Source organism: Bradyrhizobium sp. DOA1 (genome assembly GCF_001593325.1).
Taxonomy (GTDB): Bacteria; Pseudomonadota; Alphaproteobacteria; order Rhizobiales; family Xanthobacteraceae; genus Bradyrhizobium.
In genome coordinates this window covers 426,188-447,776 of sequence record NZ_JXJM01000001.1, presented here as the reverse complement: position 1 = coordinate 447,776, position 21,589 = coordinate 426,188, and the positions used below count along the sequence as shown (strand labels likewise).

The window sequence follows — 21,589 nt, the reverse complement described above, 5'->3', positions numbered from 1 at the left end:
CCGGAAGGCGCGCAACCAGCGGAATCCGCGAGCGGTGGGGCGCCTCCATCGATACGATCGTAGCAAGGCCGGGTCTGGTCGCGAGTTAAGAGACGTAAAATCAGGAAATTTCAGACGCGCTCCTGCGGACGCGTGTCGGCCCCGTCGCGCGATTGTTGCGCTCGGCCGTCGCGGCTCTCTGATTTGACACGCCTATCATCGTCACGAATTCGTTTAGGGAACAACGAGCATGTAGAGCGGCGGGGCACTGACGTCGGACGCCCGAACACGGCGAAGGTCTTCTTGACACGCCAACCGCCTCCCCTGTAGGAGACCGAGGCATAGTCATGCTTTCATAGTATTGCCAAGAGACGGTGATCTTCGGAAAACCATGACTTTCCTGGCATCACGACGGTGAATCTGATCCGCGGATCCCTATGTCGTCTTCGCCGGCCAATCGAACCTACGCTTTTGGAAACTGGCTCATCGATTGCCAGCGCAGAGAGCTGAGACACGACAACATCGCGGTGCCGATCGGCAGCCGTGCATTCGAGCTTCTCGAGAAGCTGGCGGATTGTGCCGGTCTTCTGGTGACCAAGGATGAACTGATCGGGAGCGTCTGGTCAGGCCAGGTCGTCGAGGACAACACGCTCCAGGTCCATATCTCCGCGGTCCGCAAGGCGCTCGGCAGGGATCGCGATCTCCTCAAGACGGTCTCGGGCCGGGGATATACTCTCGCGGGAAGCTGGCGAAGCGGACATCCGGATCACTCCGCAGCCGCAACCATATCCGCGCTAGCCGCGTCCTCCTTTTCGAGCAACCTGCCGAATGTGCGCGCGCCTCTGATCGGCCGCGAGGATTCCCTGAACGAGTTGATCGATATCCTCTCCGCATACCGCGCCGTGACTCTCGTCGGCCCTGGAGGCATCGGAAAGACCAAGCTCGCCATCGAACTTGCGCGGCGCGTCGCATCGTCGTTCGACGATTCCGTCGCGCTGGTCGAGCTCGCGACCTTGCAGGATCCACCGCTGGCGGTCTCTGCGACGGCCCGTACCCTGAAGCTCGCCTTGAGCGACAAGAACGTCTCGCCCGCGAGCATCGCCCAAGCCGTCGGCTCGCGGCGCCTGCTTCTCGTCCTTGACAATTGCGAGCATGTCATCGACGTTGCCGCGCAAATCGCCAGCGCGGTGCTTCGCTATTGTCCGAGTGTCTCCGTTCTTGCGACCAGCCGCGAAGCGCTGCGCATCGACGGAGAATATGTAGCGGCCATCCCGCCGCTATCGGTCCCAGGACCAGACATCCTTGATCCCGATCGGCTGCTTCGGGAAAGCGCGGTGCAGCTCTTCGTCGCGCGAACGCGGGCATTGCGTGCAAGCTTCGTTCCCGACCCAGGCGATTTGCTGAAGATCGCCGCCGTCTGCCGGCGGCTCGACGGGATTCCGCTCGCGCTGGAGTTCGCCGCAGCTCGAGTCGCGAATCTCGGGGTGGACACCGTGTTGAGCCGCCTGGACCGGCGCTTCGAGCTCCTGAGCAGCGGCCGTCGCGACCAGCTGCCGCGGCACCAGACCCTGCGAGCGACGCTGGACTGGAGTTACGACCTGTTGTCGCCCGAGGAGCAGAGGCTGCTTTGCCGGCTTGCGATATTTCCGGCCGGCTTCACGCTGGACGCGGCCATTGCAATGATGGACGGCGACCTGTCGCGGTCGGACGTCATCGAGACATTGTTCAATCTGGTTGGCAAATCGCTGGTCTCTCTGAATCCCTCGTTCGAGGGACGATGGCGCCTGCTCGAGACCACGCGGGCCTATGCTTTGGAGAAGCTAGCGGAAGCCGGGCTCGTCGCGCAAATTGCGCGACGGCAAGCGGAATTCCTCAGGCAGCTCGCTACGCCGCTTGGCGGCACTTCCCCGACCTCCGTCGATGTGTCCCGCCTCGCCCAGGAGATCGAGAACGTGCATGCCGCGCTCGACTGGGCCTTCGCGCCTGATGGCGATACTGCGCTCGGAATCGAGCTGACGGCCGGTTTCGTTCCGGTGTGGATGCAGTTGCTGTCCTTCGTCGAATGCTCCAGCCGGATCGAGCACGCCCTCGCCCATCTCGGCCCGGGGTTGACCTGCGATCCGGGGATCAAGGCACAGCTCCATGTCGCATTGGGTTTCGCGCTTCTCAACACGACCGGCTCTGCCGACCGCATGAAGGCGGCGCTCAACATCGGCCTCGTGCTCGCCGAGGAGCGGTCGGATCTCGAGCTTCAGCTCAAGGCCGTGTGGACGCTATGGAGCTACAATCTCAACTCGGGCCAATATGACGCCGCCAAATCCGTCGGCGAGCGATACCTCGAGATCGCCCTGCGAACGGAGAACTCCGCCAACGAGACCGTGGGGCGGCGCTTGATCGGCGCCGCCACTCATTTTTACGGAGCGCAGGAGGATGCAAGGCGGGAGCTCACCCTGTCCCTGGATTACGAAGCTCGCGGATCGAAGGACGGCCCGAACCAGATGTGGTTCCTGCTCAACCAGAGCGTTCTGGCCAAGGCCATGTTGGCCCGCGTCTTGCTGCTCCAGGGAAAGGTGGCGGAGAGCAGAGCTCTTGCCGCCGAATGTCTAGAGGAGGCGGAGCGGGAAAAGGACAAGCTTGCGATCGCCTACGCTTTGCGGAACGCCGTCTGCCCGATCGCGCTCATGACGCATGATCTCGCTGCGGCCGATCAGGCGATCTCGTCTCTTCTCGCACTCGTGACTCGCGAGGGAATAGCTTTCTGGACAAGCTGGACGTCATGCTTGAAGGGACAGTTGCTCGTCCTGCAAGGTCAGTACGACGATGGAATAGAGTTGCTGCGGGGTGGACTGAAGGCGCGCGCCGAGAATGGATGGCTGATGCGCAATCCGGAGTTTCTCGGATCGCTCGCCGAAGGCCTGCTCGCGAGCGGCGAAACTGCGCAGGCCCTGGCTGCCGTTGAAGAGGCCTTGAACATCGCCCGGCAAGGTCGGCAATTGTGGTGCCTTGCGGATCTTTTGCGCATCAAGGGCGAAGTTCTGCTGGCGGATGCCCCGCTCGATCTCTCCCGGTCGGAATTGCTGTTCGCCGAAGGGCTGTCCGTTGCCAGAGAGCAACAATGCCGCTTCTACGAGCTGAAGATCGCGGCGGCCTGGGCCAGGATCATGGCAGGGTCGGATCGCCAGCAGACCGCGCTCGACCTCGTCGGTCCGATCAGCGCGCAATTCGATCGGGACCTCGATCTTCCCGCGCTTGCATTCGTGCGCGGGCTCGTTGCAAGCCCGGCGACGACAGGTGGTGGCGACCGGCCTGCCTCCTGCACCTGCCACTAATACCTTCCTCCTCAATCCCACGGACGATGCTTGATCATGATCTCTCGACGACGACTCCTGGGCGGCGTTGGCGCTGCGATGCTTTCGCCCGCCATCATCCGTGCCCAGGGCACCAGACCCATCAGAATCGGCGAGATCAACTCCTATAGCAGCGCGCCCGCATTCACCCTTCCCTATCGTCGCGGCTGGCAGCTGGCGGTCGAACAGTTGAACGCAAGAGGCGGCCTGCTCGGGCGCGAGGTCGAAATCATCAGTCGCGACGACGAGGGCAAGCCGAGTGTTGCGCTTCGCGCGGCGGAAGAGCTGGTGCGCAGGAACGGCGTCGACCTCTTGGCAGGTGCGTATCTGTCGCATGTCGGGCTGGCAATCAGCGACTTCGCGCGGCAACATCGGATCCTGTTCGTGGCGAGCGAACCGCTCACGGACGCCCTGGTCTGGGACCAAGGACATCGATATTGCTACAGGCTGCGCCCATCGACCTACATGCTTGCCGCCATGCTGGTGGAGGAAGCAGCGCAGCTGAAGGCGACGCGGTGGGCGACGATCGCACCGAACTACGAGTACGGACAGTCGGCCGTGAGGTGGTTCATGCATCTTCTCCGCAGCCGTCGTCCAGACGTCGAGTTCGTTGGCAGCCAGTGGCCGCCGCTCGGATCCATCGATGCAGGCGCGGTCGTGAACGCTCTCGCCCAGCAGAATCCGGACGCAATCCTCAACGTCACCTTCGGTCCCGATCTCGCCCGTTTCGTCCGGCAAGGTCATGATCGCGGCCTGTTTAGGGGACGAAGCGTCGTGTCGTTCACGACCGGCGAGCCGGAATATCTCCATCCGCTCGGACAAGACGCGCCGGAGGGGTGGATCGTGACCGGCTATCCCGTCACCGAGGTCCTGGATGATACCAACGACGGTTTCATATCCGCTTACGCCGCGCGCTATGGCGAGGCGCCCACGATGGGCTCCGTGGTCGGTCACGCCCTGATCAGCTCGCTGGCGGCTCCGATCGAGAAGCTCGGGACGCTCGATACCGAAAAAATGGCCGACGGGTTCGGCAATATCGGCTTTGACACGCCGTTTGGACGAGCGATCTGGCGCGCCATCGACCATCAGAGCACCATGGGAACGTTCGTCGGCCGCACCACGGTCAGGAACGGCAAGGCCGTGATGGTGGACTGGAAATATCGGGACGGCGAAGCCATGCTCCCGCCCGATGCCGAGATACGCAAGCTACGCCCCGCCATATGAGACACAGAACTCTCAGCATCCCGGCGACAGGACCGGCGCCACGCCCGGCGTCGGCGCTGCGCCTGTCGCATTGGCCGGCAACACAGTCGCAGGCGACGCCAGATTCATCGAGACGCCTTCCATGCAGGCGGAGCTGTTCGGGCTGGGCACAACGGCGCTTGGATCAATGCCGGTGCCGCCAGCGGCGCTAACGTCCGCCGAGATGGTGCCCGGTGCGGGACTGGCCGGCACCCGTGGGATCGAGAGTGGCAGCGATGCAGCAGTGGCCACCTGACCTCCCGGGGTTGAGCTACATGCGACCGTAGCGCCCGTTCCTGCCGGCGAAGCTGCGGGAATGGTTCCGATGGAGCTTCCGGTCTGTCCCGTAACCGGCAATATCGGAGCGGCGCCACCCGACGTCGACAAGCCCAGGTTCGTTACGATCGGGGTCGCCGGCACCGGCATCGGGGACGGCGATGGCGCAGCGCAGACGACCACCGTCCCCGGCATCGTCGGATCGGAAGCGAGCGGAACGGGCGCGAGCGTGGTGTCGGGCGCGTTTGGCTCGGTCGCTGCGGAAAACGGACCCGGACTGTTCAACGGCGAGATCACGATAGCGCCCGGCACCGTGGGCAGGCCCATGGCCGTGGTGCCCGTCGTTGCCACCTGCGCCTTGCTCGGCGAGCTCCCCAACAGCAGCAGAGCGAACATCGTTGCGACCATAGTCCGCATCATCACCAGGCCCTAACTCACTTCGACCTTGCGAACGGTCACCTTGCTGCCCTCGGTCAGGTTCACCGCCGGATTGAGCACGACCTGGTCGCCGGGCTGCACACCCTCACGCACTTCGACCGTGGTGCCGAAATCCCTCGCGATCGAGACCTGCTGCAAATGAACGGCGCCGTTGCGCACGAGTGCGACGTGAAGGCCGTTCTGGTCGAAAACCAGCGCATCGGACGGGACGATCATCGACGGTGTCTTGCGCGGGATCGATAGTTCGACAGTGCAGTAGATGCCGGGGCTGAGCAGACCCTCCGGATTCGGCACGTCGATCTCGGTCAGCAGTGTTCGGCTGCCCGGCTGCAACGCGGTGGCGATCCGCGTGACCTTCCCCGGAAACGTCCGGCCCGGAATCTCGGGGACGCGGATATCGGCATCGACGCCGGGGGCGACCCCAAAGGCCTCGTCCTGCGGTACGAAGACCTGGGTTCGGATCACGTCGGAATGCATCAGGGTGAACATGAAAGTCGATCCGGCCTGCACCAGGCTGCCATTGTCCACGTTGCGCTGTGTGATCACGCCGTCGAACGGCGCCACCACGCGCTGATAGGCCTTCTCCTGCTGGAGGACCCGGATCTGAGCCTCCTGCGCCGCGATGTTGGACTGCGCGACGCCGACGGCCGCCTGCTGCGCACGCAGGGTGAGACGGTCGTTGTCGCCTTGCTGCGCCGTCAGCCAGCCCTGCTTGACGAGATTGCTATCCCGCGCATTGGTGACGTCGGCGAGCTCACGGCTTGCCTGCGCCTGCTGCAGCGCCGCCTGGTTCTGAGCGAGGGTCGCCTGCGCCTGCGCGATCTGCTGGTCCAGCTCCGGCGCAGTGATGTCGGCGAGCAGATCCCCCTTCTTTACATGAGCGCCGATATCGACATAGCGCTTCTCGATATAGCCGCTGGTCCGCGCGAAGATATTTGCCGCCTCGAACGCCGTCGTCGTCGCCGGCAGGCTGACTTTCATGATGTCGCCGCTGGGTCGGACCTCCGCCACCCGAACATCCGGCACGGCGGTTCTGGCCTGCTCTGCCACTGCGGCGACCTCGCGGGCGGCCTGATAGTGCCGCCAGCCGCCGATGCCGAGACCGCCCGCGAGGATCAGAACGATGCCTCCTCCGAGCAACGCACCACCATACCGGCGGCCTGATCGCGTCTCCTTGCCAGGCAGCTCCACGATCCGCAGGTTTTCCGCACCGGGCCGGCCTCCCGTCTTGTCATCATTGGTCCGTATGCGAACGTCACTCATTGCGTTTGCTCCTCGAATACGCCGTGATGAGGCTTGCCATCGTTGCGCTTGCGCAGCATGGCGAACAGATAAGGCACGACGAGCAATGTCGTCGGGGTCGCGAACAGCAGTCCGCCGATGACGGCCCGTGCAAGAGCTGCATTCTGCTCCTCGCCTGGGCCTCCGATCGCCATCGGGATCATGCCGACGATCATCGCGGCGGCGGTCATCAGGACGGGACGGATCCTGGTGCGGCCGGCGCTCAGCGCCGCCTGGAATGCGGAGTGTCCCTTCAGCTGCTCGTCGCGCGCGAACGTCACCAGCAGGATGGAATTCGCGGAGGCCACGCCGACCGCCATGATCGCTCCCATCAGCGAGGGCACGTTCAGCGTCGTTCCCGTGATGAACAGCATTGTCACGATGCCGCAGAACGTTGCCGGCAGCGCGAGGATGACGACGAAGGGATCGCCGAAATTCTGGTAGTTCACGACCATCAGCAGGTACACCAGGATGGCCGCGAACAGCAGTCCGATTCCGAGATCGCGGAACGACTGATGCATGCTCTGGATCTGGCCCAGAACCTGGATCGAATTGCCCGGCTGGAGCTGCTTCTGCAGCGTGGACGTAACCTTGTTGATGTCCGCTGCGACACCGCCGAGATCGCGTCCCTGCACGCTCGCGTAAACGTCGAACACCGGCTGGACATTGGCCTGGTTCGAATTGGTGGGGACGGTGCCGCGCTTGAAGGTCGCGACATTGCTGAGCAGGCCCGGCACCGTCTGCCCGCTCGCCGCAACCGACGTCGACACCGGCGTGTTCCCCAGGGCGTTCAGCGAATTAGCCCTATACTCCGGCGTTTGCACGGCGAGGTAATAGGGAATTCCCGACGTCGGATCGGTCCAGAAGTTCGGCGAGACCTGCGCAGACGAGCTGAGGCTCACATTGATGTTGGTCGCGACGGTGCTGGCGTTGAGGCCCAGTTGCGCGGCCCGGGTCCGGTCGATGTCGGCAAAGAACGCAGGAGCATCGACCTCCTGCTGGAGATGGGCATCGACGACGCCGGGGATCGTGGACAGGCTCTTCTGCAGCTCCTTTGCCACGGCCAGATTGTTGGCTCCGTAACCGACCGTGCGAACATCGATCTGCGCCGGCAGCCCGAAGTTCAGGATCTGCGTGACGATGTCGGCTGCCTGGAAATAGAAGGTGTCTTCTGGGAATGCCGATGGCAGCACCTGGCGCAGCTTCGCGACGTAATCCGCGGTCGGCTTGTGCCCATCCTTCAACGACACGAGGATGGTGCCGTCATTGCCCCCGATCGTCGAGCCGTCCGTGAAGGCGAGATTGTAGGCGCGCGCCGGAAGACCGATATTGTCGACGATCAGCGCCCGGTCCCGCTCCGGAATCACCTCGCGAATCTTGTCTTCGACTGCCTGGAAGATCGCTTCCGTCTTCTCGATGCGGGTGCCCGCGGGTGCGCGAACGTGCAGCTGGATCTGACCGCCATCGATCAGGGGATAGAAGTCGCGGCCGACATAGACGAACATGGTGGCCCCGAGCGCCAGCACCAGCACGGCGACGACCGGCACGATGGCGCGGCGCTGCAGCAAGGTCAGCAGGAGCACGGAATAGCCATTGCGTAGCCGTTCGAAGCCGCGCTCGAACGCGGCCGAGGCGCGGGCGAAGATGCCTGATGGGCTTTCGCCCTCACCGTGGCGCCGCTCACCTTTCAACAGCAGACCGATGGTGATCGGCGTCAGCGTCCGCGATAGCCCATAGGAGGCCAGCATTGCGAACACAACGGCGAGGCCGAGCGGCGTGAACAGGTACTTGGCGGGGCCCTCCAGGAACACGACCGAGGTGAACACGCAGCTGATCGCGAGCGTGGAGACCAGCGTCGGCACCGCGATCTCGGCCGCGCCGTGCAGCGTCGCCTCGGGCAACGGCATGCCCTCTTCGGTCCAGAGCCGATGCGTGTTCTCGATCGTCACCGTGGAATCGTCGACAAGGATGCCGACCGCGAGCGCAAGTCCGCCCAGCGTCATCGTGTTCAGGGTCTCGCCGAGGAAATTGAGGACGACCAGCGAGGACAGCATCGCCAGCGGGATCGAGATCAGGACGACGAGCGTCGATCGCCACGATCCCAGGAACATCAGGATCATCAGCGCCGTGAGCCCGGCCGCGATCGCGCCTTCCCGCAGCACGCCATTGACGGAATGGGTGACGAACACCGACTGATCGAACAGCTCGTTGATCTTGAGCCCCGCCGGCGCCGAGGCACGAATCGATGCCAGGGCGTTCTTCACGCCATCGACGACGGCGAGCGTAGAAGCATTGCCGTTCTTGATCACGCTGAGCAGAACGGAACGGTGGCCGTCCTCACGCACGATGTTCTGCTGCACCTGGGAGCCGTCACGGACCTGGGCGACGTCCTTCAGGAAGATCGTGGCCCCGTTCGCGAACTTGACCGGAATCTTGTTGAGATCCTCGATCGAAGCCGGCGTCGCGTTTGTGCGAACGGTGTACTGGGTGTCGCCGATCTTCGCCGTGCCGGTCGGCAGCGTTAGATTCTGGGTGTTCACCGCATTGACGATGTCGAGCGGCGTCAGACCGCGCGACAGCAGTTTGTCCGGATCGATGTCCACCATGATCTGACGGTACTTGCCGCCCGCAGGCGTCGGCAGCGTCACGCCGGGAACGGGCGCCAATTGCTGGCGGACCCGATAGATGCCGAAATCATAGAGCTGCTGCTCGTTCAGGCTGTTGGATTCCAGGCTGAGCTGGAGCACCGGCACACTCGAGGCATTGAACTGCACGATGATCGGCGGCTGAATGCCGGGCGGCATCAGCGCGCGGATGGCGTTGGTCGCCGACACGATCTGCGAGATCGCGAGATCGAGGTTGACGTCGGGCTGGAAGTAGATCTTCTGGACCGACAGGCCGTTGAGCGTCTGCGCCTCGATGTTCTTGATGCCGCTGACATTGGCGCTGATTGAATACTGGCTGTAGGTGCTGACGCGCTGCTCCATCTCCGGCGTCGACAGGCCGGTATAGCTCCAGATCACCGTGACAACGGGGATGCGGATCTCCGGGAAGACGTCCGTCGGCATCGACCGGATCGCGATGCCGCCGAGAAACAGAATCAGCGCCGCAAGCACGTAGAATGTGTGCGGAAACCGCAGCGCGAAGCGAACAATTCCCATGGTGGCCTGCCTGGAGGGGGTGGTGCGGGATCGGGGGACAGATGAGGGCGGGCGGATATCCGTTCAAATGAAAAGGCGTTCAAGGGATCATTGCCGGGACATTCGACGCGCTTGGGCGGACACGGCGTGGCGCAGGTGGCAATACTTCAGCGGCGCGTGCGGCATCCCGCGCAGCGAGGATGACGGCGCGCCTGACCTTGGCGAACGCGCGGATCTCGATCTGCCTGACGCGTTCGCTGGAGATCGACAGCTCGACGCCCAGCTGATCGAGCGTGACCGGATGATCCGCCAGCCGTCTCGCTTCCAGGACGTGGCGCTCGCGCGCCGTGAGCTCCCCCAGCGCGGCACGTAGGGCACTGCTGCGGCGTTCCGTCTGCTCACGATTGGCTAGGACCGTCTCCGCGTCGACGGCGTCATCGACCAGCAGCGTTTCCCATTCGGCGCCATCCTCCTCGCCGCCGACACGCGCGTTCAGCGACATGTCGCCGTTCAGGCGCGAATCCATCTCCATCACCTCGCGGGCGCTCACCCCGAGCTTCTCGGCGATGACAGCGGCGACATCAGGCGTGAGCCTCGCCATTGCGCCCCCCATGGCCTTCCGCATCTCACCGCGCAGCCGGAAGAACAGCTTCTTCTGCGCCGCCGTCGTGCCGATCTTGACCAGGGACCAGGAGCGCAGGATGTAGGCGTGAATGGAGGCCTTGATCCACGGCACCGCGTAGGTGGAGAACCGCGCGCCGCGGTCGGGCTCAAAGCGTGAGGCGGCGATGACGAGACCGAGATTGGCCTCAGCGATCAGATCGACCAGCGGCAAGCCATATCCCTTGTAGCCGCGCGCGACCTTGGCTGCGATCCGCAGGTGACTGGTGACGAGCGTATTGGCCGCGCGCTCGTCCCGTGTCTCCTGCCAGCGCCGCGCGAGCTGCTGCTCCTGACCGGGCTCGAGAAGATCGTAGCGCTTGATGGCCGTCGCATACGCGCTGAGGAACGGGACCGGCGTAGCACCAGCATCATTTCTCGCGACCTCGTGACTGATCTGCATCTATCGCTCCCACGTTCCGAAACGGCTGACAGGTTTTAAGAGGCTTGGGGACGTGCAGGCCACTAAACTGGGCGTCACACATCTGAATTCGGTTTCAGACATCCGGCAGGCCCCGACATCGAGGCGATCGCGAGTCATCACATCCGCTTCGCGCTTGCGTGCCCCAGGATTCGCGACCGGCTCACGGCGGCCTTCGCCTTTTGCGGTGTAGGCGAGGATCTCGATCTTCCCTCCGGGAGCCGAACCGATGATCAGCCGAAAGCCGTGCAGCTTGACGATGGCGGCCACCAGGCTCAGCCCGAGCCCGACGCCCGGCGTGTTGCGGATCTTGTCGGAGCGGTAGAACCGCCGCAGCACCGCTTCGCGTTCTTGCTCGTGGATGCCGGGTCCGGTGTCGCTCACGCGCACCAGGGCCGTCCTGTCGTCCGATTCGAGCTCGAGCTTCACTCGTCCGCCTGCCGGCGTGAACTTGACGGCATTGTCCACGAGATTGGCGATCGCCTCGAACAGCAGGTCCCGGTCGCCCCACACCTGCACGCCCCGATCGATGACGACGCCGAGCGCGATGCCTTTGTCCTCTGCGATAGGCTCGTAGACATCGCATACTTCGCGCAGGATCTCGTCCAGTACGACGTTGCCGAAACCGGCCGTGCGACGGTTGTTCTCGATCTCGGTCAGGCGCAGCAGGGCGGTGACGATCGCGAGTGACTGGTCGATGCCGGCGATCGCCTTGTCCGTGACTTCCTGAAGCTGCGCCAGCGTGGTCGCATGGGTTCGGCCGCGCTCCAGCGCCAGCCTAGCCCGCGTCAACGGCGTCCTGAGATCGTGGGCGATGTCGTTGCCGACGCCGGCAAGCGCGTTGATCATCGTCTCCATCTCGTCGAGCATGCCATTGACGATCCTGGCCAGCCGCGCGAACGGATCGTCCGCACTGCCCTCCGGCAGCCGCTCGCGCAGCTCCCCGGCCACGATTCGCTGGACCCGCTGGTTCACCTCCTCGACGCGCTTCTGGGCGCGGACGCTCAGCCAGGCGCCGGCGAGTACGCAGAGGCAGAAGGCGGGCAGCACGCCGAGCGCAAGCGCCTGTCCCACCACGCTCGATATCTCGCGTGTCTCGTCGACGTTCCGTCCCAAAATCAGGACATCGCCGTCATCGAGACGCCTGCCGACAGTCCTCACGATGGGCCCGCGGCCCGCGACCGTCTCGAGCTGTACGCCTTGCACCGTTCCATCGAGATCGAGCCCGCTTGGCACGCGGTCGATGTTGCCGGCAAGGCGCGCGCCATCGGCGCTGAATAGCCCGGCATAGTGCACATGCCGGGAATCCTGCTCGAGATGATCGGCAACCGCGCGGGCGCGGCGGTCCGGCGGCAGATCGACCATGAAGATGATCTGCGTCGTGATCATGCGATCGGACCGCGCGATCAGATAGTCGTCAAGCTTCCGATAGACGAACGCGAACAATCCGACGACGAACAGCGCGAGGGTGGCGGCGACCGCCAGAGCCCAGAGAAACGTGTTCGAACGGATGAATTGCATCTGACGCATGTCGGCTCGCTATTGCCGAGCGCGCAGGATGAAGCCTGAACCGCGGACATTGTGGATGAGCTGCACCTCTCCGGGAGCATCGACCTTGTGACGGAGCCGGCCCATGTGCACGTCGATCAGGTTGGTGGTCGCAGGAACGAACTTGTAGTTCCAGACCTCTTCGAGCAGCATCGCGCGCGTCAGCAATTGATCGCTCCGGCGCATCATGTATTCGAGCAGGCGGAATTCGCGCGGCAGCAGATCGATCTCGCGTTCACCGCGTCTGGCGGTGCGCTCAATCAGATCGAGCTCCAGCGGGCCCGCCACGAGAACGGTTTCGCGGTTCTCCGTCGGACGGCGCAGCAAGGCCTCGATCCGCGCGACCAGCTCGACGATCGCGAACGGCTTGGTGAGATAGTCGTCGCCGCCCATGCGCAAGCCACGCACGCGGTCGTCGACCGCCCCGAGCGCGCTCAGGACCAGCACCGGCGTCCTGATCTGGTCGTTGCGTAGCGCCTCGACGACGGTCAGCCCATCCATGCCCGGCAGCATGCGGTCGACGATCATCGCGTCGGGATGCGAGGTACGCGCCCGGTCGAGACCTTCGACGCCGTTCGGCGCCCACTGCACCTCGAAACTGCGCTCGGCAAGCTCGGCGACGATCGCCTCCGCGGTTTCAGTGTCGTCCTCGATCAGGAGAATCCGTGTCATGAGCCTCGTCCCACCTTCTGCGCGGCGGGTCGGCCTGCGGCGGGACGGCGTGGGCCCGGCGGTCTGCGACGGCATGGTCACCGTCCCGTTCCGAGCGCACGGTGCCGTTTCCCCCTGCGATCTGCCACGCGCTGCATGACCAGATGGTGCTGCGGAGCCGGCCGCAGCACTGAATTGATTTTCAGGAAGCCGGCCGTCTTTGCCACCAAGGGCGTCAGCAGGACGACAACGCGTCGTGCCATCGTCGTGATCATCTTCCGCCTCCATTCGAGCTGCGCTGTAACGGAGATATGCCCGCAATGCGCACGCCGTTACTCTCGTAAGGCAACGAAGGTTGCCTATTCGCACGATCGTGGTCGCGTTGGCGCAGCGGCTCACAGGCCGTTGAACGCCGGTGAGCAATTCGTGCATTTGGATCGACCCGGATCGCGCGCATCTCCTGAAGGAGCCGGCTTGATCGGCCCGCTGTCACCAAAGGAGAAGTCGAATGATCACTTCCAAGCTCTTGCCGATGGGATTGATTGCAGCTGCCTTGATCGGAGGTCCCGTCATGGCGCGCGAACACCATGCCGCCATGCGGCAGCCCGCGATGGCATCCGACACCGTGGCATCGAGCGCGCCGATCTATCAGGACGGCCGCGCCTGCGTGCCGGCGCCGCGCGTCGGCGCGTTCGCGACGGCACCGTGGACCGGCAACAACGTGCCGTGCGAGCCCGGCACCGGCGCGTTCTGATCGCCACACATCACATCGCACGAAGGGAGCGGGCTGAACTGTTCAGTCCGCTCCCTTCGGCGCGCCGCGCCGATGCGCACCGGGATCGCTTTTCCGGCTGGCTGCCTCATTCTTGAAGCCGAATTTAGTGGGATTGCCGCGCACCGTTCCTACCTCTGGGGCATCACGAGCTTAGCCATCAGGCGCCATCTCGATCCGGCGAACACGAAGCGGACGCGAACTGCGATGACGGCGGGCGGCTCGACACGAAAGGAGTGTCCCATGAAACGAGCGATCATGATTTTGGCAACGGCAGCGCTGGCCTCGACCCTTGCCGTCGGCACGGCTGCAGCACATGGCGGTGGTGGAGGCGGCGGCGGTCACGGCGGGTTCGGCGGTGGCGGCCACGGTTTCAGCGGCGGCGGCTTTGGCGGCGGCCATATGGGCTTCGGCGGCGGCGCGCATTTCGGCGGGATTGGACATGCCGGAAGCTTTGGTGGAGAACGATTTGGGGGCGAGCATTTTGGGATTGGCCACGTCGCCTCTGGCGGCGCAGGCTTCCGCCAGCATGCGTTTCATCACTTCGGCCGTTATCGGCCCGGCTATGGATACTACGGCTACTATCCGGATTGCTACGATTGGTACGAGCTGCACCCCGGCGTGCCGTTGCCGCTGAGCTGCAGCTAGTCTGCACGCGTGGTGTTCGGCCCCGACCGCATGCCACGATCCAGGCCGACGCAGCGCCTCGTTCTCGCGCCGACGACACGTGGACCTTCGCGACATCTGCCGTCATCTTTTCCACTGTGTGATTTCGGTCACAACAGAATCATCGGCCATCGCCTACAATAGCCAAGCATGGCCGCAAACAAGGTAACGGCGGTACGCACGAGGCTGGGGAGGCGATCAACAGCTACGGACTTTTCAAAGCCGCCAGGGTGCAGAACCCGGCGGCTTTTTTCTGTGGTGACGGGACGACTGGCGAGAGCGCTGCCTTGCTGCCCAGGCGAGCGCGTGAGCCCGCGACAATTGCCGCTATGACTGTGCCGGGCCCTTCCTCGGTTCGCGCTCTTCTTCGACCTGCCGTTCCGCTTCGAGCCAGAATTCCAGATCGCGGGCGGCTGGGCGGCCGGCCTGCTCCCAGAGTTCGTAGGCGCGGGCCCGCACCTTGCCGCGCCGCATCATGCGGCGGAGCTTCTGCCTCATCTCCTCGGCGAAGCTCCTGAATCCACGAGACGTGGTTTCGTCCTTGACGAGCGCGGCCGCTCGCGTGGCGAGCTCGATCTGGTGCTCTATCTTTTTCTGCTCGTCCACTGCCGACGCTGCCGTGGGAAAGGAATGTTGTAGAGCCGTATTCGTCAGACAGAATTCCCATCCGGCAAGTTCTGTTCCCCTGACAGCGGGCGCCATTAGTGTTGGAGCATGATCCTTTCGGACAAGGCCACACGCTTTTCAGGCCGTGCTAATGCCACGTCGTGTCCGCTTCGACGATCACTACCCTCACTTCAGGATCTTCGGTCGTATTGCAGGTGCAGGGCATCCCTTCACCACATCTGCAGCCGCCCAGATCTTCGTTCCAGGCCCGCAGCGGATGATTTTCGCAGACCCATCCCAGACCGAAGCAGAATGGGCAGGCCTTGTCGGTCACAACGTATCCGGCGTCCGCAACGTGTTCGACTCGTCCTCGTTGCGCAGCTCCTGCTCGGCGGCGCGCCAAAATTCTTCGTCGCGACCTTCGGGCTTGCCCGCCTGCTCCCAGAGCTTGTGCGCACGTTCTCTGATCTCTTGCTCGGTCGGCTCGGGCATATCGTCTCCTGCTGATGAAGCACGGCCCCACCCTGGGGGGTATGGGGGGCTTGGAGGCGGGGCCGTGCAGACCAGCGATCGGCGGCGACGCTGGCCCGCGGAGTCAAGCCGCGATGGATGCGAGAGTTCCTATTCGTGCGTGAGCCGCACCACGCGGCGCGAGCTCCATCAATTCGCCGATAAGCGTTTTGCGCGCGGTGGTAATAGAGGAGGGCCGGACTGCAGAGCCAGGAATTCTCACGTCACACAATAACGACCTTCAAGAGAAGCCGCCCAAGGCGGAGCTTCGCTGGCGTGTAACGGCAACACTGGATGCGGCTGGAGATCAGGACTTGTCGTGCGCGTATTTTTCCAGCAGCAGCCGGTTATATTCGGCCCGCATGGCCTTCCGAGAGATATGGCCCTTGCGGTCCTTGGCAATCTTCAGAAGGTCGGGATCAGTCGGTGCCCGAAATTTCCGCCCAAATCTTGCAAACAGTCGGGTCGCCGGCGCCGACCCCGTTCCAAACAGCCAGTCAAACCATTTCATCGTGTCCTCCCGGACAAAACGACAATGACGACACTATCATCATGAATTTGCGGGTCAAACGGACAGCAAAACTGCACTTTCCGGAAGGCTCCCGCCACGTAGTGCAGAAGGTGTAGCGCCTGAGCGGACCCCAGTTGAACGCCGTTTCAGGGGCCGCAAGCCTCTGCCCCTCACAGACACCCTTGCCATCCGGCTTCAATTCTCGACTACCGGACGCAGCTTTGCGTTCTCGCGGCGCGTTTCGCCCGAGCTTTGCTTGATCGCTCCACCCTCTTTAGCCAAGAGAGCGCAGGGAAGGCCGGGTGCTGACATCGCACCCGCGGTCCGCTGCGCGAAAAGCACACGCAGAAGAACCGCACAGCAGCATACAGGTGGTGCCGATCACTCGGCCTTCCCTGCGCGATGGTCGGACGGCTTATGCCGTGCTCTCCCGGGAGCCGAGTTCCTTCTGGCCTCCCTCGCCCTCGCGGAATTCACCGGCCCTACGCCGGTTGACGCAGATGCCGCATCCGCCAGGGCTTGACCGTAGCAACGACGGCCAGGACCACACGGTTTTGCCGTACGCACGGCCCGCCATTTCGCCGCAGTATTCCCGGGCTCCGTCGACAGAGCCGGAACTTACAGGCGAGACAAAGCCTCGCAGCGCCGTTCGTCCGCGCGATGCCTCAGGGCTCACGGAGTGCAATCCGCCCTGCCCCTGGCTTTCGCGCCCGACGCTGCCGCGTCCACCGCAACCCCGGCTCGCGAACGTGACGACCACACGATCGCCCCTCAAGAATGAGCCGGGATGGGCGGGGTACGATATATCCGAATTTCGGTAAACAGGAATATTTTTCGGAGGACGGGTTGACTGGGCGCGAAACAGGGATAGCCAGCTCCTTTCGGCAGCAAAGGAGTTGCCGAGTCGATTGCGAGCAAACTCGCGTTTGCTCAAAGCCCGCCCGATACCCGGCGGCAGTCAAGTCATCCGAACCCAGATGCCGTTGGCCGCGGATGACTTCACCGCAGCATCGATCAACTTCACACCTGCAAGCCCATCCTCGACCGTCGGAAAGACGACATCGGGATGCGGCCTTTCGCCGGCCGTTGCCGCACGGATGGCGCGCGCCGCCTCGGCATAGATCGTTGCGAAACCTTCAAGGTAGCCCTCGGGATGTCCTGATGGAATGCGGGTGACCCGACTCGCCTCACCCGACGCTCCGGCCCCGCCGCGGGTTAGGAGCTGCCTGGGCCTGCCGTACGGTGTGAACCACAGGTGATTTGGATTTTCCTGCGCCCATTCGAGACCGCCCTTGCTCCCGTAGACGCGCAGCGTGAGCCCGTTCTCATTGCCGACGGCAACCTGGCTCGCCCACAGCATGCCCCTGGCGCCGCCCTTCCACTTGAGGAGGATCTGGACATCATCATCGAGGCGGCGCCCCTCGACAAACGTCGACAATTGAGCGAGCAGCTCGTCGAGCTCGAGCCCGGTGACGAAGCAGGCAAGATTGTAGGCATGGGTGCCGATGTCGCCGATGCACCCACCGACTCCGGACCGGGACGGGTCCGTACGCCATGCCGCCTGCTTCTGGCCGGTGGCCTCCACCCGCTCCGTCAGCCAGTCCTGCAGATACTCGACCTTGACGAGACGGATCTCGCCGAGATCACCATTTGCGACCATGGCGCGCGCTTGCCGGATCATAGGATAGCCGGTGTAGTTGTGCGTTACGACGAAGATCCTGCCGGTCTTTCTGACCAGCGCCACCAGCTCCTCGGCCTCTGCAACGGTTGACGTCAGCGGCTTGTCGCAGATGACATGGATGCCAGCTTCAAGGAACGCTTTGGCGACGGGGCTGTGCATGTGATTGGGCGTCACGATCGAAACCGCCTCGATGCCATCTGCTCTCGCAGCTTCAGCCCGCGCCATCTCCTCGAAGGAGCCATAGGCACGGTCGTCGGCAATGCCGAGGTCCTTTGCGGAGGCCTTGGCTCGATCCGGATCCGACGCGAGCGCGCCGGCCACCAGTTCGAACTGGTCGTCGATGCGAGCGGCAATGCGATGGATGGCCCCGATGAAAGCACCTTGGCCGCCGCCGACCATCCCGAGACGGATACGACGATAGCCGCCAGTTCCATTGCCTGCTTCGATAGCCATGTTGCACCCTCTCGTCAGGAGATGCCGAGCATCTTGCGGTTGGCAGCATCGTCAGTGCCGGTGCCTGCGAAGTCGTCGAAGGCTCGCTCAGTAACCCGGATGATATGGTTTCGGATGAACTCGGCGCCCTCGCGCGCGCCTTGCTCGGGATGTTTCAGGGCACACTCCCACTCGAGCACCGCCCAGCTGTCGTAGCCATATTGTGTGAGCTTCGAGAAAATGGTGCCGAAATCGACCTGACCATCGCCGGGCGACCGGAAGCGCCCGGCACGGTCGACCCAGCTCTGGAATCCCCCATAGACGCCCTGGCGGCCGGTCGGGTTGAATTCGGCGTCCTTGACGTGAAATGCCTTGATGCGCTGATGGTAGATGTCGATGTAGTCGAGATAGTCGAGCTGTTGCAGGACGAAGTGCGAGGGATCGTAGAGCAGGTTCGCGCGCTTGTGGTCATTCACCCGCGCGAGGAACATCTCGTAGGAGACACCGTCGTGAAGGTCTTCGCCAGGGTGGATCTCGTAGGCGAGATCGACACCGTGCTCGTCGGCATAGTCGAGGATGGGCCGCCAGCGCCTGGCGAGTTCGTCGAATGCCGTCTCGATCAGGCCAGCGGGACGCTGCGGCCAGGGGTAGACATAGGGCCAGGCAAGCGCGCCGGAGAAAGTCGCCTGGGCAGTAAGCGCGAGTCGCCTGGACGCAAGAATGGCGCGCTTGACCTGATCGACCGCCCATTCCGTGCGGGCCTTGGCGTTGCCACGCACTTCCGGCACGGCGAAGCCGTCGAATGCCGCGTCATAGGCCGGATGAACGGCGACGAGCTGGCCTTGGAGATGGGTCGAAAGCTCGGTGATGGAAAGGCCGTGGCGTGCCGCGACACCCGTCACCTCATCGGCATAGGCTTGAGACTCCGAAGCCTTGTTTAGGTCGAAGAGCCGGCCGTCCCAACTCGGAATCTGAATGCCCTTGTAGCCCAAGGAGGCGGCCCATCCGCATATCGTGTCGAGCGAGTTGAACGGCGCCGCGTCGGCGGCGAACTGAGCGAGGAATATCGCAGGCCCTTTGATCATCTTCATCGCATGGTTCCTTTTGCCTTGGACGTCGGGGGCGCATGCCTTCATGGTGTGAGCGACACAACGGACTACGGCGTGCAACGAGAAGAAGCTCTATACCCACACAGGGCGGCTCGCAGAATGGGTCGAACGAAGCGAAACCATTGATAGCATCCGACGCGAAGCGCGATGCGATTTCGCAAAGCTCGATCCATCCTACAGAATTCTCAGCCGGCGCAAGCTCGTTCGATTTCAGTCATGTAGGATGTCCAGTCGAACGCAAAGACGCCGACCTTCGGCAGTTTGATTTCGCTGTCATCTCCATTCTCGTACGCAAAGTCGGACCAATGCACGACGCCTTCGCGCCGCGAAACGAGCGCGGTGATCGCTCCGCACGCAAGGTCTCCGCATTCCGGGCAAATATACAAAGCCACGCGGTGACTGCCGCCGATCCGAACGGCCGTCAGAAGTCGCGCGACTCCGTTGTTCAGGCGAAGGGCAAGCTCGGGCTCCCGTTGAGGGACCGAAAGACAACCGGACAAATCGAAGTTGGAGGCCCCGGTAACAGCAAAGAGAGATTGGCCGTTGACGACAAAATCGAAGGTGTATCGCTCCGTCTTCGCGGAGCCTCCACCACCGCTTCGGTGAAGCACTGCAAGTTCAAGCTGGTCGGACATTCCCCAACACTCTGCGCCTAGTTGATCTATGCAGTACGAGCGACGCGGCCAGCAGAGCGATACGACCAGCACAATGCAACCCGTCAGCGTCGGGTCGAGCGCACTCGAACTTCTGGAGAAATGTCAGCGATTTAGGTGAGTTTGGTAGCGGGAGAGGGACTCGAACCCCCGACCCCAGGATTATGATTCCCGTGCTCTAACCAGCTGAGCTACCCCGCCACAGGGTCGCGAACGGCTGTTAAGGCCGATCTCGCGAACGCGCGGCATATAAGGAAGGGGGCGGCGGGAAGTCAAGCAAAGTGGCCGCCTTTTTCCGCCTCCGTCGACGCTATGGTGGGACCGGCCGCCTTTGCGAATACGCCCCCCTTTTCAATGAGTTCGTCATGGCCGGGCTTGACCCGGCCATCCACGCCTTCAATCGCGGCACGAGAACGTGGATGCCCGGGACAAGCCCGGGCATGACGAACTTTGGAAGCGGAACGGCCCTTACTTCGGCCGCACGTTCGGATCGCCACCGGGGCTGCCGGGGGGCGGGATGACCGGGGTGTTGGCGCCGGTGCTGGGCGCTGGGGCGTGCATGTCAGGATCGACGCCCGCGGGCGGGCACAGCACGCCGTCGGTCTTGGCGAGCTTGTCGCCGAGCGGTTCCCGGGACTGGCCGGTGGTGGTGCCGTCGGGGGTGGTGGCTAGCCGGTCGGATGGGGCACAGCCGGCGGCGCGTTGCGGGGATGGCGGCGCGGTCGCTTGTGGCGGCGTCGCCGGGGCGGGCGGGGCCTGCGCGATCGCGCTGCCGGAGGCGGCGATCAGGAGGCTGGCCAGGATGATGTTCGATGTCGTGCGCATGGGAGGAAAACGCGCCGGCCTCGGCGCGTGTTCCCGCGGTACGATCACGATTTGCGGTAGCGGATCAGCGAGAAATGGCCCATCGGCGGCATGGGGCGGCGCTCGGTGAGGGTGATGCCGCCGTGCCTGGCAGCCCAGCCTTCGAGGCGGGCCCACGGGAATTCCGGGCGCCAACCGAGGCGGCGGGCGATGGGGGCGAAGGCGAGCTCGGACAGTTTGCGAAGACCCTTTTCCGCGCCGATGTGGTTGACCAGGATCAGCTCGCCGGCCGGCTTGAGCACGCGCACGAACTCGTCGAGCGTGCCTTCGGGATCGGGCACGGCGGTGATGACATATTGCGCGACCACCGCGTCGAAGGCGTTGTCGGGGAAGGCGAGGTTCTTCGCATCCATCACCGAGAGCACTTCGACGTTGGAGAGCCGCAAGCTTCGCACGCGCGCCTGTGCCTTGCGCAGCATCGGCTCGGAGATGTCGACGCCGCAGATCTTCGTGGTGCGCGCGTACTCCGATAGTGAGAGTCCGGTGCCGACGCCGACGTCGAGGACGCGGCCGCCGATGCGGTCGGCCTCCGCGATGGTCGACTGCCGACCGGCGTCGAACACCTTGCCGAACACGAGATCATAGACCGGCGCCCAGCGGCCATAGGCCTTCTCGACCCCGGCCCGCGAGATGTCTGCTGCCATGCCCCCTGCCCTTGCGCCCTTCTAGAGTTTGATGCGTGTTGGTGAAATCGAGACCGGCTGCGCGGGCGGTCTAGCGCCTCTCCCGCCTGCGGGAGAGGTCGGCGCGCAGCGCCGGGTGAGGGCTTTATCCTCTCGCGATATATCGCGTGTGGAGAGAG

21 protein-coding genes and 1 tRNA gene are annotated in these 21,589 nt (G+C 63.9%); 6 read left to right on the top strand and 16 right to left on the bottom strand.

Features of this window, described 5'->3' with window-relative positions:
- Positions 1-506: 506 nt before the first annotated feature.
- The 3 genes from SE91_RS02110 (at position 507) to SE91_RS37390 (ending at position 5,277) form a co-directional block, all read left to right on the top strand.
- Complete coding sequence (locus SE91_RS02110; RefSeq protein ID WP_245318261.1) at positions 507-3,308, top strand: ATP-binding protein; 2,802 nt, start codon at positions 507-509, stop codon at positions 3,306-3,308.
- 78 nt (positions 3,309-3,386) lie between these two features.
- Complete coding sequence (locus tag SE91_RS02105; RefSeq protein WP_082813636.1) at positions 3,387-4,550, top strand: ABC transporter substrate-binding protein; 1,164 nt, start codon at positions 3,387-3,389, stop codon at positions 4,548-4,550.
- A 343-nt stretch (positions 4,551-4,893) separates the two neighbouring features.
- On the top strand, positions 4,894-5,277 hold the full coding sequence (locus SE91_RS37390; protein WP_245318259.1) for a hypothetical protein: 384 nt from the start codon (positions 4,894-4,896) through the stop codon (positions 5,275-5,277).
- On the opposite strand, the gene SE91_RS02095 is transcribed toward SE91_RS37390, so the two are convergent.
- The 4 genes from SE91_RS02095 to SE91_RS02080 form a co-directional block, all read right to left on the bottom strand.
- Positions 5,274-6,545 (bottom strand): efflux RND transporter periplasmic adaptor subunit, encoded by a 1,272-nt coding sequence (locus SE91_RS02095; protein WP_061846384.1) that lies wholly within the window; start codon positions 6,543-6,545, stop codon positions 5,274-5,276. The two genes, SE91_RS37390 and SE91_RS02095, sit on opposite strands and share 4 nt — an antisense overlap.
- On the bottom strand, positions 6,542-9,724 hold the full coding sequence (locus SE91_RS02090) for an efflux RND transporter permease subunit (RefSeq protein WP_061846383.1): 3,183 nt from the start codon (positions 9,722-9,724) through the stop codon (positions 6,542-6,544). Before SE91_RS02090 ends, SE91_RS02095 begins: the two co-directional genes overlap by 4 nt.
- 79 nt (positions 9,725-9,803) lie before the next feature.
- On the bottom strand, positions 9,804-10,766 hold the full coding sequence (gene rpoH / locus SE91_RS02085) for an RNA polymerase sigma factor RpoH (protein ID WP_082813635.1): 963 nt from the start codon (positions 10,764-10,766) through the stop codon (positions 9,804-9,806).
- A complete protein-coding gene (locus SE91_RS02080; protein ID WP_245318258.1) occupies positions 10,767-11,861 on the bottom strand; it encodes a sensor histidine kinase in 1,095 nt (364 codons plus the stop codon).
- Positions 11,862-12,080: 219 nt separating this feature from the next.
- Between SE91_RS02080 and SE91_RS37385 the strand changes: the two genes are divergently transcribed.
- Complete coding sequence (locus tag SE91_RS37385) at positions 12,081-12,353, top strand: hypothetical protein (RefSeq protein WP_245318252.1); 273 nt, start codon at positions 12,081-12,083, stop codon at positions 12,351-12,353.
- Here the strand turns inward: SE91_RS37385 and SE91_RS02075 are convergent.
- Both SE91_RS02075 and SE91_RS36795 read right to left on the bottom strand, forming a co-directional pair.
- Positions 12,324-13,004 carry a response regulator transcription factor gene (locus tag SE91_RS02075; protein WP_008560717.1) on the bottom strand — a complete coding sequence of 227 codons (681 nt, stop codon included), beginning with the start codon at positions 13,002-13,004 and terminating at the stop codon, positions 12,324-12,326. The two genes, SE91_RS37385 and SE91_RS02075, sit on opposite strands and share 30 nt — an antisense overlap.
- 77 nt (positions 13,005-13,081) lie before the next feature.
- The gene (locus SE91_RS36795) at positions 13,082-13,258 is read right to left on the bottom strand and encodes a hypothetical protein (RefSeq protein WP_162492953.1); all 177 of its coding nucleotides are present in this window, start codon (positions 13,256-13,258) and stop codon (positions 13,082-13,084) included.
- A 233-nt stretch (positions 13,259-13,491) separates the two neighbouring features.
- On the opposite strand from SE91_RS36795, the gene SE91_RS02070 reads away from it, so the two are divergent.
- Positions 13,492-13,737 (top strand): hypothetical protein, encoded by a 246-nt coding sequence (locus SE91_RS02070; protein ID WP_061846382.1) that lies wholly within the window; start codon positions 13,492-13,494, stop codon positions 13,735-13,737.
- 72 nt (positions 13,738-13,809) lie between these two features.
- Positions 13,810-14,403 carry a hypothetical protein gene (locus tag SE91_RS02065; RefSeq protein ID WP_245318250.1) on the top strand — a complete coding sequence of 198 codons (594 nt, stop codon included), beginning with the start codon at positions 13,810-13,812 and terminating at the stop codon, positions 14,401-14,403.
- 345 nt (positions 14,404-14,748) lie between these two features.
- Here SE91_RS02065 and SE91_RS02060 read toward each other — a convergent pair whose 3' ends face one another.
- The 10 genes from SE91_RS02060 to SE91_RS02025 form a co-directional block, all read right to left on the bottom strand.
- Positions 14,749-15,027 carry a DUF2934 domain-containing protein gene (locus SE91_RS02060; protein ID WP_061846381.1) on the bottom strand — a complete coding sequence of 93 codons (279 nt, stop codon included), beginning with the start codon at positions 15,025-15,027 and terminating at the stop codon, positions 14,749-14,751.
- Between the two features lie 148 nt (positions 15,028-15,175).
- Entirely contained in the window at positions 15,176-15,361 is a 186-nt protein-coding gene (locus SE91_RS34930) for a hypothetical protein (protein WP_008560728.1), read from the bottom strand.
- The gene (locus SE91_RS34925) at positions 15,358-15,519 is read right to left on the bottom strand and encodes a DUF2934 domain-containing protein (RefSeq protein WP_008560730.1); all 162 of its coding nucleotides are present in this window, start codon (positions 15,517-15,519) and stop codon (positions 15,358-15,360) included. Before SE91_RS34925 ends, SE91_RS34930 begins: the two co-directional genes overlap by 4 nt.
- A gap of 325 nt (positions 15,520-15,844) precedes the next feature.
- Positions 15,845-16,048 (bottom strand): hypothetical protein, encoded by a 204-nt coding sequence (locus SE91_RS02055; RefSeq protein ID WP_008560732.1) that lies wholly within the window; start codon positions 16,046-16,048, stop codon positions 15,845-15,847.
- Between the two features lie 958 nt (positions 16,049-17,006).
- Complete coding sequence (locus SE91_RS02050) at positions 17,007-18,182, bottom strand: Gfo/Idh/MocA family protein (protein ID WP_061846380.1); 1,176 nt, start codon at positions 18,180-18,182, stop codon at positions 17,007-17,009.
- 14 nt (positions 18,183-18,196) lie between these two features.
- Entirely contained in the window at positions 18,197-19,252 is a 1,056-nt protein-coding gene (locus tag SE91_RS02045) for a sugar phosphate isomerase/epimerase family protein (RefSeq protein ID WP_061846379.1), read from the bottom strand.
- A 203-nt stretch (positions 19,253-19,455) separates the two neighbouring features.
- The gene (locus SE91_RS02040) at positions 19,456-19,905 is read right to left on the bottom strand and encodes a hypothetical protein (protein WP_008561473.1); all 450 of its coding nucleotides are present in this window, start codon (positions 19,903-19,905) and stop codon (positions 19,456-19,458) included.
- Positions 19,906-20,047: 142 nt separating this feature from the next.
- Positions 20,048-20,124: transfer RNA gene (locus SE91_RS02035), tRNA-Met, on the bottom strand.
- 267 nt (positions 20,125-20,391) lie between these two features.
- The gene (locus tag SE91_RS02030) at positions 20,392-20,748 is read right to left on the bottom strand and encodes a hypothetical protein (protein ID WP_061846378.1); all 357 of its coding nucleotides are present in this window, start codon (positions 20,746-20,748) and stop codon (positions 20,392-20,394) included.
- A 44-nt stretch (positions 20,749-20,792) separates the two neighbouring features.
- Positions 20,793-21,431 carry a class I SAM-dependent methyltransferase gene (locus SE91_RS02025; protein WP_061846377.1) on the bottom strand — a complete coding sequence of 213 codons (639 nt, stop codon included), beginning with the start codon at positions 21,429-21,431 and terminating at the stop codon, positions 20,793-20,795.
- Positions 21,432-21,589: the final 158 nt, after the last annotated feature.